Source organism: Vitiosangium sp. GDMCC 1.1324, from assembly GCF_003044305.1.
Classification (GTDB): Bacteria; Myxococcota; Myxococcia; order Myxococcales; family Myxococcaceae; genus Archangium.
Genome location: NZ_PZOX01000007.1, coordinates 94,533 through 109,749, shown reverse-complemented (window position 1 = coordinate 109,749; position 15,217 = coordinate 94,533). Strand labels below are relative to the sequence as shown.

The following is a 15,217-nucleotide window of genomic DNA, read 5'->3' as shown; positions in this document are numbered from 1 at the left end:
CGCGACATGACGTCGTCGCTCATTCCTGGGGTTCCACAACATGGCCCGGTTGATCTTCCGCTTCCTCAATCGCACAGGGGGTACCCTGACGCTGACAAACGTCCAAGGCGCGGTCCAATGGGAGGCGAACAGGGCTCCGCCTGCGCAGATCCAGAACAACAATGAGCAGGTCGCGCTGTTCATCGCGGACATCCAGGTTCCGAACCAGGGAGCACAGCAACAGTTCTCCTTCGGGTACCGCCTTCCCGCCACGGCCCAGCCGGCCAACGGAGAGTTCCGCTTCACCGTCACCCTCCAACACAACCAGACGCAGATCGTCTCCGCTCCGCCGGGCACCCACCTGGTGGATAGCCAGCTCTCGGGCGACTTCCCGGACAACGGCTACAGCGCCACCCTCACGTGAACCCGAGCCTCGCAGGGAGCGGGCCGCCCCGAGGGTGCTTGAGCTGGCGGGCATGCGGCTCTCCCGCTCGCCTGTTGTGCGGACGGGAAGGCAGTGCGTGCGCGCCGTGCCCGCTCGGGAATGACGCGACGCACCAGCGGGTATGAAGTCTCCCGAGGGGGGCTCACATCTTGACGAGGGAGTTTCAGCGACATGGCCTGCTCGCAACCCAAGCCCAATCCGACCGAGCTCCGCCTGCCCATGTGGGCGGATCACCATCGCGTCGAGGACTATCGCAACGTCCACTGCCGCCAGTACGCGCTGTGCATCGACGCAGCCGTGCGTGAGGACTGGGAGGGCTTCACCTGCCAGAAGTGCCCCCTGTTCCACAACGACGCCGCGCCTCGCGCGGAGCAGTTCGCCTTCGACCAACCGGCCGACAACGGCCGCCCGTAGTCCAGGGGTTTCCGGGTGAACGTCACCCGGGTGTGAGCCAGCGTACGGGCACGCTCCGGCGTCCGTGCACTGGCGCACGCGCGGCACCGCCTCCGGTGCTTCCGGCCCACGCGTCCATACATGGGACCCTGGCCTTTCCGGCGGTGCGACCGCAACTTGCCGCGTCCTCACGTGCGGGACACCCGCGGGAGACGCGATGATCCGACAGCTGCTGCTGTCCGAACCCGACCTTCGTGCCGACGCGACGCCAGCCCTGTCTGGTGCCTTCGTCCTGCTGGCCGAGGAATTTCCCACCATCGCCGTGGAGCCTCTGGCCCAGGCCGCCCACGCGCATGTGTTGCAGCTGGACGCTTCCCAATGGCGCGCGCCTGGCTTCGACCCGTTCGAGTGGGATGAACACGTCTTCGGCGCCGCCGCGGGATGTCCCGAAGGCAACGGCCTCGCCCTGCACCTCACCGGCTCACCTCGCGAGGCGCTCGCCGCCACCGCCCTGGAGATCCTCACCCGCTACCAGGGCCTCGTCGGCCGCCGCAACGCCGACTCCGAGGGTCCGCTCTTCGACGCCATCCTCGCGCGCCACCTGGCCCTCCATGATTTGAGAAAGCCGCTCGTCGTCGCGGACTACCGGCACGCACTGGACACGTGGCAATGGGTGCTGCGGCTCGCCCCGCGGGCGGACCTGGCCCTGCAGATCGCCGCCCTCTTCCACGACGTGGAGCGCCTGCTCTCCGAGCCCGACGCGCGCGTGGAGCACCACGCCCGCGACTACCAGGCCTTCAAGGACGCCCATGCCGCTCGCGGCGCGGACGTAGCCTGCTCGCTGCTCTCGGATGTGGGCGTGGATGACAGCACCCGCGAGCGCGTGCGCTGGCTCATCGGCCGCCACGAGCGGCCCGAAGCGGACGTGTGTCTCACACTCCTCAACGACGCGGACGCCCTCTCCTTCTTCTCGCTCAACGCCTCCGGTTTCGCGCGCTACTTCCCGCTCGAGCACACCCGCCGCAAGGTGGTCTACACGCTCGGCCGGCTGCGCCCCAACCAGCGCTGGCGGCTCGCCCGCGTCCGGCTCGCGCCCCAGGTGCGCCGCCTCCTCGAGGAGGCCATCGGGGCGGTCACCCTCCCCACCACGCAACAGGAGTCGGCATGAAACGGGTCAGCTTCGGCCTCACGGTCGGCTCCGTGACGCACTGAGAGAGGTGCGGTGGGAAGTGGGAAGGGAGGCGGCGGCGGTGAGCACAGATGAATCCATCCAACCCGGAGAACCCGCGGACGCGGACGCGCGCACCGTGGCCGACATCCTCGCGCCCCTGCTACCACCACAAGTCCTACAGGGCTCCGTCCTCTTCCTCGCCGCGCACCCGGGTGACGAGGTGCTGGACGCCTCGTGGCTGCTGCGCCGCAGTCCAGGCTGCCATGTCGTCCACGTCACTGATGGCGCCCCGAGGGACGCGGCGCTGCGCCCCCCGAACGCACCGCCCACGCGCGAGGCCTACGCACGCATCCGCGAGGAGGAGTCCTTCACGGCACTGGCCCTCGCCCGAGTACCCCCGGACAACCTGCTCTCCCTGGGGGCGGTGGAGCTGGAGGCCGCGCGGAGTCTCGTGACGCTCACCGAATGTCTGGTGGCGGTGCTGAAGGCGCTCCGTCCAGCGGTCCTCGTCGTTCCCCCCTACGCGGGTGGACATCCGGACCACGACTCCACCGCATTCATCGCGCATGCCGCCGTGGAGTTGCTGGACCGGGCGGGACGCACATCCCCGGTGCTGCTGGAGATGGCCTCCCACTTCATCCCCGCGCCCGATGGACGACGGATCGCCACGGTGGCCTTCACCAAAGCCGAGCGTGCCGCCAAGCAGCGGATGCTCGCGTGCTACTCCTCACAGGCGCGGAAGCTGGAGTCCTTCTCCGTGGCCCAGGAGAGCTACCGGGCCGCGCCCCGTTACGACTTCACCCGGCCACCCCACGCGGAGACGCGCTCCTACGCGCCCCTCGGAGGGCGGATGACGGAGGCCCGTTGGCGGGACCTGGCCCGCCGGGCCTTGGAAGAACTGAAGCTGCCAGAGGCACCCTGGCATTGATGGCTCGCGGTGGAGAGGCACACGCATGATGTTCGACAACCTGGAGGTTTCCTGGCTCTGGCCGACGCATGAGTACACGCCACTCGCGGAGGAGGTGGCGACCTCGCTCCGGGAGATGGAAGCGCTGCGGGGCGAGTGGCGCTGGTTGTGGGCCCGCTGCCCCGATGCCACCGCCGCCCAGCGTCCGGAGGCGCTGCTGCCCTGGTACCGGCGCTCGGATCCGTCCTTCTCTCCGCCCTGGGTGCTCACCCTGCGGAGCGAGGGCCGGCTCGTCGGACTCGCCCCGCTCATCGTCCACCAGGAGAACGGCGCCCGCGTGGTGCGACTGTTCGGAGAGGGCCTCCCCGACTACCTCGACGTGCTGATGGACCCGGAGCTGGCGTCGCACGGGGTGGAGCTGCTGCTCGGCTGGCTCGCCCGGCATGGAGACCGCTGGGACGCGTGCGTCTTCGAGCAGCTGCGCGAGAGCTCCCTGCTCCTGCGAGTGTCCACGCCCGTGGGTTGGTGCGAGCGCATCGAGACGAGGGACTTCCAGACGCCGGAGCTCGTCCCCGGGAGGTACCACCGGCGCAGCCTGTGGATCGCTCCCCGGAAGACCCAGTGAAGACCCAGTGAAGACCCAGTGAAGGTGACCACCGGCGGGGACACGCGTGCAGGAACATCGGGTGGAGAGCTGGGTGGAGTTGCAGGAGGCGCTGTTCGCGGGCTCGTGGAACGAGAGCCTCCGGCGCTTCCGCCCCACCCTCGCCTTCCGGGGCATGCCCGACTGGCGCCATGACCTGGCCACCAGCCTCAACCGGCGCGGCGGCAACTACTCCCGCCAGGAACACGTCATGCTGCGCGCGTTCCGCAAGTACGCACGCGGCACTTCCAACCCCTGCGAGTCCCTCTGGGACTGGCTGTCACTCGCCCAGCACCACGGGCTGCCCACGCGCCTGCTGGACTGGACCTTCAGCCCCTACGTGGCCCTGCACTTCGTCTCCGAGGACCCGGAGCTGTACGACGTGGACGGCGTCGTGTGGTCCGTGGACTACCGGGAGACGAACCGGCTGCTGCCCCGCCCCCTCAACGCCCGCCTGCGCGAGGAGGGCGCCGATGTCTTCAGCGCGGAGATGCTCGCCGAGGTGGCCCAGGACCTCTCCACCTTCGACAGGCTCACCCGCCACACCTTCGTGCTCTTCTTCGAGCCGCCCTCGCTCGACGAGCGCATCATCAACCAGTTCGCCCTCTTCTCGGTGATGAATGATGCCTCGGCGCGACTGGACGCGTTCCTCGAGAGGCAGAAGCGAGGCGTGCGCCGGCTCATCGTCCCCGCCCGCCTCAAACAGGAGGTGCGGGACAAGCTCGACCAGGCCAACATCACCGAGCGCGTGCTCTTCCCCGGCCTGGACGGGCTCACCCGCTGGTTGCGCCGCTACTACAACCCGCGCCCTCCCGGCGAGCCGTCCGGTCAGTAGCCGTGGGCCTCGCGATCCGTCGGCGGACGCTGGGCCTCGGTGGCGCGCCCCTCGGTCTCCACGAGCTTGTCGGATTTCCTGCTGATAACGCCGAGGATGATGGTGAGCAGAATGGCGACGAAGAAGATGGAGAAGAAGACGACAAAGGTGAAGGCTTCCGGCATGGAGCTACCTCCTTCCGGCTCAAGCTAGGGCCGGGGCAGGAGCCCGTGCATGCCTCCCTCTCCCGCCAGCAGGGCGAGCAGAGAAGCTCAGGCTCGGAGCTCGCGCACCAGCCAGTCACGCCCCCGGGTGAAGACACGCTCGGCGGACTCGTCCAGCAGGTGCCCGCTTCCCAGGAGGAACTCCAACTCCTTGCGCCCCCGTCCCTCAGACCTTCGCGGTGGAAGCCGGATGGCGCGGCAGGTTCAGCCAGAAGCAGGTGCCCTCGGCCTCCGAGGAGCGCACTTGCAAGGTGCCCCCATGCGCCTTCACGATTTCGTGCGTGATGTAGAGCCCCAGCCCCAGCCCCGAGCGAGAGCCCGAGCGAGCTCCATCCCGCCCCCTCACGAACGGGTCGAAAATGTGCGGCATCCGCTCCACCGGGATGGGAGTGCCCAGGTTGTGCACCTCCACCCGGACGCCCTCGCCCTCGTCGCGCGCCAGCACCCGCACCGCGCTGTCCCCCGGCGAGTACTGCACCGCGTTGCCCACCAGGTTGGACGCCGCCTGGGCGATGCGGTCCGCGTCCCACTCGCCCCAGCCGGTGCCGGACACGTTCAGCTCGAAGCGCCGCTGCGGGTGCGCCACCTCCAACTCCTCCACCACCTGCCGCAGCACGTCGTGCACGTTCATCCACGTGCGCTGGAGCGTATAGCCCCCACCCAGCCGCGTGCGGGTGAAGTCCAGGATGTCGGAGATCATCCGCGCCATCCGGTCCGCGGAGATGGAGATGCGGTTGATGGCCTTGCGCTGGGGCTCGGACAGGCCTCCGTAGCGCAGCAGCAGCGCCGCATTGCCCGCGATGGCCTGCAGCGGGTTGCGCAGGTCATGCCCGAGGATGCCCAGGAACTGCTCGCGGAACAGGGCCGTCTGCTGCGCGGCCTCCTCGCGCTTGACGCCCTCGTCGGCCCGCTTGCGCTCGATGGCGTAGCGCAGCGCGCGCACCAGCAGCGGACCCGTCACCTGGCCCTTCACCAGATAGTCCTGCGCACCCGCGTGCACCGCCCGCATCGCCAACTGCTCGTCGTCCGTGCCGGTGAGCACCACCAGCGGCAGCGCCGGCTCCGCCTGCAGCAGCCGCTCGATGTTGGACAGCCCGTGCCCGTCCGGCAGTGACAGGTCCAACAGCACCACATCCAGCCCCGGCTCGCCCACCACCGCCAGCGCCTCCGCCATGCGCGTCACATGACGCACCTCGAAGCGCACGGAGGGCACCTCCTTCAGTTCCTCCTGCAGGAGCCGAGCGTCTCCCGGGTTGTCTTCCACCAACAGCAGCCGCAGCGGCCTTGCCTCGTCCATGGTCATGGCCGCCTCACTCCACCGAAGGCAGCCGCACCACCGACAACCAGAAGTCGTCAATGGAGCGCACCACCGAGATGAACTGCTCCAGGTCCACTGGCTTGGTGATGTAGCAATTGGCGTGCAGGTCGTAGGTGCGCAGGATGTCCTCCTCCGCCTTCGACGTGGTCAGCACCACCACGGGAATACGACGCAGGCTCGAGTCCTCCTTGACCTCCGCCAGCACCTCGCGCCCGTCCTTCCTGGGCAGGTTGAGGTCCAGCAGGATGAGGTCCGGCCGCGTGGCGTGGGCGTGGGGGCCCTCGCGCCGCAGGAAGGCCAGCGCCTCCACCCCGTCACGCGCGACGGAGAGGTGGTTGCTCACCCTGCCCTCCTTGAGGGCCTCGATGGTCAGACGGACGTCGCCGGGATTGTCCTCCACCAGGAGGATTTCAATGGGGCGTCCGCGGATGTCGTCACTCATGAAGTAGACCCCTCTGTCCTAGGTAGGGGTGGGCACCGCGGGAAGGGTGAACCAGAACGTCGTCCCCTGTCCCGGCTGCGAGTCCAACCCGATGTGTCCCCCGTGCCGCTCGACGATCTTCTTGCAGATGGCCAGGCCGATGCCCGTGCCCGGGTACTCCTCCTTCGCATGGAGCCTTTGGAAGATGACGAAGATGCGCTCGAAGTACTGCGGCTCGATACCGATGCCGTTGTCTTCCACCGTGAAGCGCCACTCGTTGCCCTGGCGCTCGGCGTCCACCAGCACCCGGGGCGGCGTCTCCCCGTGGAACTTGAGCGCGTTGCCCACCAGGTTCTGGAAGAGCTGGGTGAGCTGCGTCTCGTCCGCCATCACCGGTGGCAGTCGGCTCTGGAGGAGGGTGCCCCCCGTCTCGTCCACCAGCGTCTTGAGGTTGGCCAGGGCCTTCTCCAGCGCCCGGCCAGACTCGACGGGTTTGAACTCGTGGCCGCGGGTGCCCACGCGCGAGTAGGCCAGCAGGTCCTGGATGAGCCGCTGCATGCGGTTCACCCCGTCCACGGCGTACTGGATGAACTCATCCGCGTCCGCGTCCAGCCGGCCCGTGTAGCGCTTGGCCAGCAGTTGCGTGTAGCTGGCCACCATGCGCAAGGGCTCCTGCAGGTCATGCGAGGCGACGTAGGCGAACTGCTGCAGCTCCTCATTGGAGCGCGCCAGCTCCTTCGCATGCGACTGGAGGGACAGCTCGGCGCGACGGCGCTCGAGTCCCTGGGCCACCGCGTCCGCCACCGTCGACAGCGTGGCCAGGGTCTCCTCCTCCAGGGGCCGCTGGCCGAAGACGGAGAGCACGCCCACCAACTGCCCACGCACCATCAGGGGAATGCCCACGAAGGACACCAGCCCCTGGAGCTGCATCCACTCGCGAGCCCGGGTCCGTTCCCGGGCGCTGGCGTGTTGTGGCGCGTCGTTGATCAACAAGGGCTGGCGGGACTCGCCCGCCGTCCCGGCGAAACCCTCTCCCAGCTCCAGCCGGGTGGGCTGGAGGGAGGAAGGAACGGCGAGCCCCTCACTGCACTCCAGCAGCAACGCGCGCGACTCCCGGTTCCATGACCAGAGCTGCACCAGGGACAGCGCTGGCAGACTGCGGACCATCGCCTCGGCACAGGCCTGCATCAGCCGCGAGGGAGGCTCCTCACGCGAGAGGATCTCACTCACCCGGGCGCGCAGGGACTCGAGCTGGCGGGCGCGCTGCTCGCTCTCGAGCCGGCGCGAGGACTCCTCGGCCTGACGCTCGGCGGTGACGTCCGTGCTGGTGCCAATCCACTCGCGCACGCTGCCTCGGGCGTCGAGCAGGGGCACCGCACGCGCCACGGTGATGGCGTAGCTCCCATCGGTCCGGCGCACGCGCAGCTCCACCTCGTAGGGCTGCTTGAGCGCCCGCGCCGCCTCCCAGCCCCGCCGCACGCGCTCCTGGTCCTCCGGGTGGACGACGGAGAGCCAGCCATAGCCCTGGTACTCCTCGAAGGTCTGCCCGGTGAAGGCGCGCCAGGAGGGCGAGTCCTCCTCCACGTGTCCCTCCGGCCGCGTCACCCACACGGCCTGGGCGGTGGCGGTGACGAGCGAGCGGAAGCGCTCCTCGGCGCGCACGGCGTTGCGGTAGAGGCGCGCGTTGTCCACCGCCAGGGCGGCACGAGAGGCCAGTTGCTCGGCGAAGGCCACGTCCGCGGGAGTGAAGTGCCGGCCGGACTCGGCGGTGACGAGCGACAGGGCACCAAAGGTGCGGTCCCGCGCGGTGAGGGGCACCGTCATGGCCGAGCGCAATCCCAGCTCGCGAGCGATGCGCAGGTGCTCCTTGTCCCGCGCGCTGGCCACCAGCAGCACGTCGGGGATGTCCGGCAGCACCGAGGAGCGGCCGGTGCGGAGGACTTCGTGGATGCCGTGAGGGTCCTTGGGGTCGGGCGGGTAGCGGCGGCGCAGCTCGTGGGCCCACTTCACCTTGGCCGGGTCCACGTGCGCGACCGAGAGCAGCCGGACGACCCCGTCCTCACCGAGGATGTCCAGCGAGCACCAGTCCGCCAGCCGGGGCACGGCCAGCCGGGTGAGGGCCGACAGCGTGGTCTCGTAGTCCAGCGAGGAGGCGAGGAGCGAGCCTGCCTCGCTCAGGAACTGGAGCGAGTCCGCGGCGCGCTTCTGCTCGTCGATGTCGGTGCAGGTGCCGAACCACTTGATGATGCGGCCGTTGGCGTCGCGCACCGCGTTGGCCCGGCCGAGGAACCACCGGTACACGCCGTCATGACGCCGGCAGCGGTACTCCACCTCGAAGGGCTCACCGGTGCGCAACGAGTGCTGCCAGCGCTTGTTCGCCTCCGGGAGGTCGTCGCCGTGAAAGGGCCGGCTCCAGCCCTCTGCGAACGTGGACCCGGAAGCCGTGCCGGTGTAGTCGAACCAGCGCTGGTTGAAATAGTCGTGGTGACCATCCGGCCGGGTCGTCCACACGAGCTGCGGGATGGCCTCGGCGAGCTGCCGGAAAGCGGATTCCCCCTCGGGAGTGCTCAGGGTCTGGCTCAACAGCGTGTGTACGTCCGGGGCGCGTCGCTCGGAAGAATTCATGAAGGGGGACGTGGGACGTTAACAGGGCCAGAACAGCCCGCGACTCCTGCCCCATCCACCCCCTGAGCGGCTTTCCACCAGCGGACAGTCGAACGCCGGCGTCCGTTCACCCGGGTGACACGCGATGGAGCGCCCGGCCGGCCGCTCCTCCTCTCAGTGGCGCCCGGCCTCTGACCGGAGCACAGATGCGGGAGAGCCGACACGAGGAGGTCTCCATGGCCAGAGCGATGTGGAATGGCAAGGTGCTCGCCGAGAGCACCACGTACGAGGTGGTGGAGGGGAACGTGTACTTCCCCCGGGAGGCGGTGAAGCGCGAGGCGCTGCAGGACAGTGGCACGCATTCCACCTGCCCGTGGAAGGGAGTGGCGAGCTACTACGACGTGGTGGTGGACGGGAAGGTGAACAAGGACGCGGCCTGGTACTACCCGGAGCCGAAGGACGCGGCCCGCAACATCCGGGGCCACGTGGCCTTCTGGAAGGGCGTGCAGGTGGAGCGCTAGGGTTCGCAATACCCTCCCCGCTCCAGACGTAGAGTGTGGCTGGAGGGAGGACGCCATGAACCCCAGGAATCAAGCGCTCAAGCAGCCAAGCCCGGAACCCCCCGGGGAGGGGGGCTCCATCCCCGAACTCCCCGCCACGCTGCGTCCACACCCCAACCTCCTCCTCTACTCCTCGCTCGAGTCGCTGCTCTTCGGCCCCGTGTTCTGGGTGAAGCTCCTGTATGGCTACTTCCGTTTCCGCACGCTCGTGTACGAGGTGGATTCGGAGGGCATCTCCATGCGCTGGGGCATCCTCTTCCGGCGCGAAGTGAGCCTCACCTATGCCCGCATCCAGGACATCCACCTCACCAGCAACGTGCTGGAGCGGTGGCTGGGGCTCGCCCGCATCCAGATCCAGACCGCGAGCGGGAGCAAGGGAGCGGAGATGACCATCGAGGGACTCCAGTTCTTCGAGCCGCTCCGGGACTTCCTCTACGCCCGGATGCGCGGCAGCCGCTCCCCGGCGGGTGCAACTCCGCCTCGCGCTCCGGCCCTGACGGCCTCGCCGGATGCGGCGGCGCTCGAGGAGCTGACCGCGACGCTTCGCGAAGTGGCGGGCGAAGTGCGCGCGCTGCGAGAGACCCTGCGGTCCCGGGGAGCACCCCATGCCGATTGAGCGCTTGCGGAACTGGGTGCTCCGGGTGGCACGGGTTCCTCCAGAGCCGAGGCCCCCGGAAGGCACATCCGGTCCGGTCCGCGTCTTCCGCGCGGCCTCCGCGTACTACCTCTACCGCCAGGTGCGCTGGGGGCTCGCCCAGCTCGGCGGCGCGGTGGGCCTGGGGGTCGGCACCCTGATGCTGCCCCACCTGGCGCAGTTGCTCTGGTTCCCGTTCCTCATCAAGCTCGCCCCCTTCATCGAAGCACTGGCCTGGGTGGGCTTCGTCCTGCAGCTTCCCGTCGGCTACGCCATCGTCCGGCTGGACTACGAGCTGCGCTGGTACCTCGTCACGGACCACAGCCTGCGCATCCGCGAGGGCGTGCTCTCCACGCGCGAGCAGACGATGACCTTCGCCAACGTCCAGCACGTGGGCATCCGGCAGGGCCCCCTCCAGCGGCTCCTGGGCATCGCCGACCTGGAGGTGTGGACGGCGGGAGGAGGAGATGCGAAGGCGGACGACGACAAGCACTCGCACGGGGGCGGGCTGCACGTGGGCTACCTGCGCGGGGTGGACAACGCGGCGGAGCTTCGCACCGGCATCCTCGCCCACCTCCGGCGGTCCCGGGATTCCGGCCTGGGTGACCCCGACGATGAGCGGGGTCCGCTGCCCTCGGGTGAAGCGGCGCCCCAGACCCCCTCGCGGCTCCTGGAGGCCGCCTCGGAGCTCCTGCGCGAGGTGCGCATGCTCCGCCGGGAGGCCGCGCCGCCCTCGGAGGAGGTCCAACGGGCGGACACTTCGTCCCCTGTGGCATAACACCGGGCCCATGACCGCCCCCGCCTCGAACCCGCTGCTCTCCGACCGTGATGTGGACTTCCAGCTCTACGAGGTGCTGGACACGGAGTCGCTCTGCAAGCTCCCGGCCTTCGCGGACCACTCGCGCGAGACGTTCACGCTCTTCCTGGACAGCACGCGCCGCTTCGCGCGGGATGTGCTCTTCCCCACCTACCGGCTCATGGACACCGAGCCCCCGGTGTTCCGCGATGGCCGCGTCCACGTGCACCCGCTGATGCGCAAGCTGTACCCGCAGCTCATCGAGCTGGGCCTGCTGACGGCCACCCGGCCCGTGGAGGCGGGAGGCCAGCAGTTGCCCATGACGGTGTACTCGCTGGCCTCGGCGTACCTGATGGCGGCCAACCTGAGCGCGTACGGCTTCGTCGGGCTCACCAACGGCGCATCGCACCTCATCGAGTCCTTCGGCACCCCCTGGCTCAAGGACGAGTTCATGTCCCGGATGCACCGGGGCGAGTGGACGGGCACCATGGCGCTCACCGAGCCGCAGGCGGGCAGCAGCCTCGCGGACGTGCGCACCCGGGCCACACCGGCCGAGGACGGGACGTACCGCATCACCGGCTCGAAGATCTTCATCAGCGGTGGGGACCAGGACTTCGCGGAGAACGTGGTGCACCTCACGCTGGCGCGCATCGACGGTGCTCCGGCGGGGACGAAGGGCCTGTCGCTCTTCGCGGTCCCCGCGCGCCGGCCCGAGGGCGGGCGACTGGTGGACAACGACGTGCGGGTGGCGGGGGCCATCCACAAGATTGGTTGGAAGGGCATCCCCAGCCTAGCGCTCAACTACGGCGAGAACGGTGACTGCCGGGGCTGGCTCGTGGGCGAGGCGGGCAAGGGCCTGGCCCACATGTTCCAGATGATGAACGAGGCCCGCATCATGGTGGGCCTCAACGGCGTGGCGACGGCCTCGGTGGCGTACCACGAGGCACTGGCGTACGCACAGAGCCGGCCCCAGGGGCGCCCCGCCTGGGAGAAGGACGCCGCGAGGCCGCAGCGCCCCATCATCGAGCACGCGGACGTGCGGCGGATGCTGCTGAGGCAGAAGGCCATCGTGGAAGGAGGCCTGTCGCTGCTGGCGATGGCCTCGTGGCAGGCGGACGTGGCGGCCCACGGGAAGACGGAGGAGGAGCGAAAGCGCGCGGGACTGCTGGTGGACCTGCTCACGCCCCTGGCGAAGACGTTCCCCGCGGAGAAGGGCTTCGAGGCGAACGCGCTGGCGGTGCAGGTGCACGGCGGCTACGGCTACTCGAGCGAGTACCTCCCCGAGGCGTGGTTGCGAGACCAGAAGCTCAACAGCATCCACGAGGGCACCACGGGCATCCAGGGGATGGACCTGCTGGGGCGCAAGGTGATGGCGGCGGGGGGCGAAGCGCTGCGGCACTTCTCGGAGGAAGTGGAGGCCACGGTGGCGCGGGCGCGCCGGGCGGGAGTGGAGACGGCGTGGTGCGAAGCGCTCGGCGAGGCGATGCAGGAAGTGCTGGAGCTGACGATGGAGCTGGGGTCGGCGGGCATGTCGGGCGAGGTGGAGCGGATGCTGCGCCACAGCGCGGACTACATGGAGCTGTTCTCGGTGCTGGCGGTGGCGTGGCGGTGGCTCGCGCAGGCGGCGGCGGCGCGCGAGGGCCTCCGGCGTGGCGAGGAGAGCCGGGACTTCTACGAGGGCAAGCTGGCGGCGGCGCAGTATTGGATTCACTCGGAACTGCCGCGGGTGAAGACGCTGTCGGCGCTGTGCCGCACGGGGGACGACTCGTATACGCGGATGCGCCCCGAGTGGTTCTGACATGTCCGTCTCCTTCCACCTGTGCCAACCCGGCCGGGGTGCCTCGTGCGGCGCCTGCTGCGGCCTCTACAACTTCCGAGACCACTCGCGCGCCACGCTCACCGAGCGCCTCGCCGCGCAGACCGACACCTTCCGTCCGCTCCCCAAGGAGCCCGGGGAGTACCAGGCCGCGGCCCGCGCACTGCTCGAGGCCCGCCACGCCACGCCGCCCTTCTTCCCCGCGGTGCGGGTCTGCCCGCTGCTGGGCTTCCTCGATGAGGAGCGCACCCGCGTGGGCTGCCTCGGCCACCCGAAGGTGACAGGCGGCGCGGACCTGCGCGACTGCGGCGTCTACCGCGCCGACATCTGCGAGACCTTCACCTGCCCCTCCTTCACCTGGCTCACGGATGCCCAGGCCCGCCTCATCCAGGCGGCATGCGCGGACTGGTACCTGTACGGGCTCGTCATCACGGACGTGGAGTTCGTCCGCGGCTGCCTGCGCCTGCTTGAGTGGGAGCTGGCGGGGCCCGTGAACCCCGAGGCCCTCCTCTCCCGTCCCGAGGCGCTCGAGGCCGTGCGCCGGCTCTTCGCGTTGAAGGAGACCGCGCCCGGCCGGGGCACCCACGCCGCCGTGTTCGGCCGCTTCACCCCGGACACCGAGGGCGAGCCCGTCTCACGCACGCTCGACTACGCCACCCTGGGCGCACGTGCCGCTCCCGAGGACGAGGTGGTGCTGTGCCTCGGGTACGCCCCTACGCGACCGGAGGAGCTCACGCGAGCGAGGGAGCTCGTCCGCGCGCACGTGGGCGCGGTGGCGCGCGCACTGTCCTCCCAGGGAAGCGCCCCTCTCTAAAGAAGAGCGAGGACACTCACGGTCGCCCGGTGGCACGCCTGCCCTGCCCCAGGCGGACGAACGTCACGTTGTTCCATCCGTGTCTGGTGCACATCTGGACACGCATGAGCACTCGAAGACATTGGATTCTAGGCACCGCGCTGCTGGGACTCCTCCTCGGCTCAGGCTGCGGCACCGTGGCGTCGACCACCCGCCCGGCCACCCAGGCCTTCGGTGAGCTGATCCTCAGTCCAGAGGACGAGAAGAAGCTCGGAGACCAGCTCGCCGCCGAGGTGAAGCAGAAGGAGAAGGTTCTCAACGACCCGCAGGTGCAGAGCTATGTGAACACCGTGGGCCAGCGGCTCGTCGCCCAGTCGCCCAAGAAGGAGCGGCCCTTCCCCTTCGACTTCACCGTCATCGACGCGCCCGACACCGTCAACGCCTTCGCACTGCCCGGCGGTCACATCTTCGTCTACTCGGGCCTCATCCGCGCGGCGGGCAACGAGGACGAGCTCGCGGCGGTGCTCGGCCACGAGACGGCCCACGTCACCTCGGGCCATCCCCGGCAACAGCTCGCCAGCCAGGTGGGCCTGAGCACCCTGTCGCAGCTCGTGCTCGGGAAAAACCCGAACCTCATCGCGCAGCTCGCCAGCGCCATCACCGCCCAGGGCTACCTGGCGGCGAACTCCCGCGAGATGGAGAACGAGGCGGACAAGCGGGGCCTGCAATATCTGGATGAGGCGGGTTACGACCCTGCGGCGATGCCGCGCTTCTTCGGAACGCTCGCGAAGCTGGAGCACAGCCAGCCCAACATCGTGAGCTCGTTCCTGGCCACGCACCCGGCGACCCCGGAGCGCGTGAAGACGGTGAATGCGCTCATCCAGTCGCGTGGCTACGGCGGAGGCCAGGAAGCCATCGTCAGCCACGACTTCCAGAGCATCCAGGCGCGGGTCGGCGGCCCGATGATCTCGAAATGAACAGGGCCGCGAACGCGTGACTTGCCGCACCGGGGCCGGAGCCCCACCTTCCCTGGCGGGCGAGTGTCGGGAGTGTGGGATGGCGAGATGGGCGGCGGGGTTGGGGTTGGTGGGGTGGTGTGTCCTCTGTACAGCAGGATGCCGGAGACCAGAGCCGGAGGTCGCGGTGAGCGCACCGGAAGCACCGCCCGCACGGCCTACCGCCTTCGTCGAGCTGCCGGAGCCACCGCTGGAGCCAGCACCACCGCCAGAGCAAGAAGCACCACCGCCGGGGCCCGCCCCAACACGCGCCGAGGCCCTCGAGGACGAGGAGCAACCCCCTTCGCGGCTGCTGGAGACGGACTCCGGGTCCTGGGTACGGCCGACGAGCCAGGCCGGCCGCCCCTCCCGTGGGGACGATGAGCGCATCTGGTTGAGCGAAGCCGCTGAGGCGGCGCGGGCTGGCAACACGAGCATCTCCGCGAGCGAGCCCGTCGAGGCGGTCACCATCGCCACGGGGACCGTGGACGGCCGGGTGAAGCGCGTGCGCCCCGGCACCCTCGAGGTGAGCGACGACGAAGGCAATGTCTACGAACTGCGCATCGACGGCCGCAGCCGGGGCCTACGCCGAGGCCGCACGGTTCCCCTGCAGGACATCTCCGAGGGGACACCGGTGCGGGCCTCGTTCGACCTGGTGGGCGGTGGAGAGAGCCTCGCGCGCGACATCGTGCTGCGGCGCTGAG

The 15,217-nt window shown here is 69.6% G+C and carries 17 protein-coding genes; 13 read left to right on the top strand and 4 right to left on the bottom strand.

Features of this window, described 5'->3' with window-relative positions; genetic code table 11:
- The first annotated feature begins 40 nt into the window (after positions 1 to 40).
- From DAT35_RS21585 to DAT35_RS21560, 6 genes are all read left to right on the top strand, one after another.
- Complete coding sequence (locus tag DAT35_RS21585; RefSeq protein ID WP_108069000.1) at positions 41 to 403, top strand: hypothetical protein; 363 nt, start codon at positions 41 to 43, stop codon at positions 401 to 403.
- A gap of 192 nt (positions 404 to 595) precedes the next feature.
- On the top strand, positions 596 to 838 hold the full coding sequence (locus DAT35_RS21580) for a hypothetical protein (RefSeq protein ID WP_108068999.1): 243 nt from the start codon (positions 596 to 598) through the stop codon (positions 836 to 838).
- 196 nt (positions 839 to 1,034) lie between these two features.
- A complete protein-coding gene (locus tag DAT35_RS21575; RefSeq protein ID WP_108068998.1) occupies positions 1,035 to 1,985 on the top strand; it encodes a DUF4202 family protein in 951 nt (316 codons plus the stop codon).
- A gap of 82 nt (positions 1,986 to 2,067) precedes the next feature.
- Complete coding sequence (locus DAT35_RS21570; RefSeq protein ID WP_158501816.1) at positions 2,068 to 2,916, top strand: PIG-L deacetylase family protein; 849 nt, start codon at positions 2,068 to 2,070, stop codon at positions 2,914 to 2,916.
- Between the two features lie 25 nt (positions 2,917 to 2,941).
- Positions 2,942 to 3,520, top strand: coding sequence for a GNAT family N-acetyltransferase (locus DAT35_RS21565; RefSeq protein ID WP_108068996.1), 579 nt, complete (start codon positions 2,942 to 2,944; stop codon positions 3,518 to 3,520).
- Positions 3,521 to 3,566: 46 nt separating this feature from the next.
- The gene (locus tag DAT35_RS21560) at positions 3,567 to 4,373 is read left to right on the top strand and encodes an FRG domain-containing protein (RefSeq protein WP_108068995.1); all 807 of its coding nucleotides are present in this window, start codon (positions 3,567 to 3,569) and stop codon (positions 4,371 to 4,373) included.
- Here DAT35_RS21560 and DAT35_RS59050 read toward each other — a convergent pair.
- From DAT35_RS59050 to DAT35_RS21545, 4 genes are all read right to left on the bottom strand, one after another.
- A complete protein-coding gene (locus tag DAT35_RS59050) occupies positions 4,367 to 4,537 on the bottom strand; it encodes a hypothetical protein (protein ID WP_158501815.1) in 171 nt (56 codons plus the stop codon). The two genes, DAT35_RS21560 and DAT35_RS59050, sit on opposite strands and share 7 nt — an antisense overlap.
- Positions 4,538 to 4,742: 205 nt before the next feature.
- Complete coding sequence (locus tag DAT35_RS21555; protein ID WP_108068994.1) at positions 4,743 to 5,879, bottom strand: ATP-binding protein; 1,137 nt, start codon at positions 5,877 to 5,879, stop codon at positions 4,743 to 4,745.
- Positions 5,880 to 5,886: 7 nt separating this feature from the next.
- A complete protein-coding gene (locus DAT35_RS21550; protein WP_108068993.1) occupies positions 5,887 to 6,336 on the bottom strand; it encodes a response regulator in 450 nt (149 codons plus the stop codon).
- A gap of 18 nt (positions 6,337 to 6,354) precedes the next feature.
- Positions 6,355 to 8,898, bottom strand: coding sequence for a PAS domain-containing protein (locus tag DAT35_RS21545; protein WP_369945956.1), 2,544 nt, complete (start codon positions 8,896 to 8,898; stop codon positions 6,355 to 6,357).
- Positions 8,899 to 9,155: 257 nt separating this feature from the next.
- Here DAT35_RS21545 and DAT35_RS21540 point away from each other — a divergent pair, with 257 nt between their 5' ends.
- From DAT35_RS21540 to DAT35_RS58255, 7 genes are all read left to right on the top strand, one after another.
- Entirely contained in the window at positions 9,156 to 9,440 is a 285-nt protein-coding gene (locus DAT35_RS21540; RefSeq protein WP_108069299.1) for a DUF427 domain-containing protein, read from the top strand.
- 55 nt (positions 9,441 to 9,495) lie between these two features.
- Complete coding sequence (locus tag DAT35_RS21535) at positions 9,496 to 10,095, top strand: PH domain-containing protein (RefSeq protein ID WP_108068991.1); 600 nt, start codon at positions 9,496 to 9,498, stop codon at positions 10,093 to 10,095.
- Positions 10,085 to 10,891: a PH domain-containing protein gene (locus DAT35_RS21530; protein ID WP_108068990.1), complete on the top strand. Its 807-nt coding sequence runs from the start codon at positions 10,085 to 10,087 to the stop codon at positions 10,889 to 10,891. Before DAT35_RS21535 ends, DAT35_RS21530 begins: the two co-directional genes overlap by 11 nt.
- Positions 10,892 to 10,901: 10 nt before the next feature.
- Positions 10,902 to 12,707 (top strand): acyl-CoA dehydrogenase, encoded by a 1,806-nt coding sequence (locus DAT35_RS21525; RefSeq protein WP_108068989.1) that lies wholly within the window; start codon positions 10,902 to 10,904, stop codon positions 12,705 to 12,707.
- A 1-nt stretch (position 12,708) separates the two neighbouring features.
- Positions 12,709 to 13,539, top strand: coding sequence for a hypothetical protein (locus DAT35_RS21520; protein ID WP_108068988.1), 831 nt, complete (start codon positions 12,709 to 12,711; stop codon positions 13,537 to 13,539).
- 104 nt (positions 13,540 to 13,643) lie between these two features.
- Positions 13,644 to 14,495 (top strand): M48 family metallopeptidase, encoded by an 852-nt coding sequence (locus DAT35_RS21515; protein WP_146209821.1) that lies wholly within the window; start codon positions 13,644 to 13,646, stop codon positions 14,493 to 14,495.
- Positions 14,496 to 14,661: 166 nt separating this feature from the next.
- Complete coding sequence (locus DAT35_RS58255) at positions 14,662 to 15,216, top strand: hypothetical protein (protein ID WP_146209820.1); 555 nt, start codon at positions 14,662 to 14,664, stop codon at positions 15,214 to 15,216.
- Position 15,217: the final 1 nt, after the last annotated feature.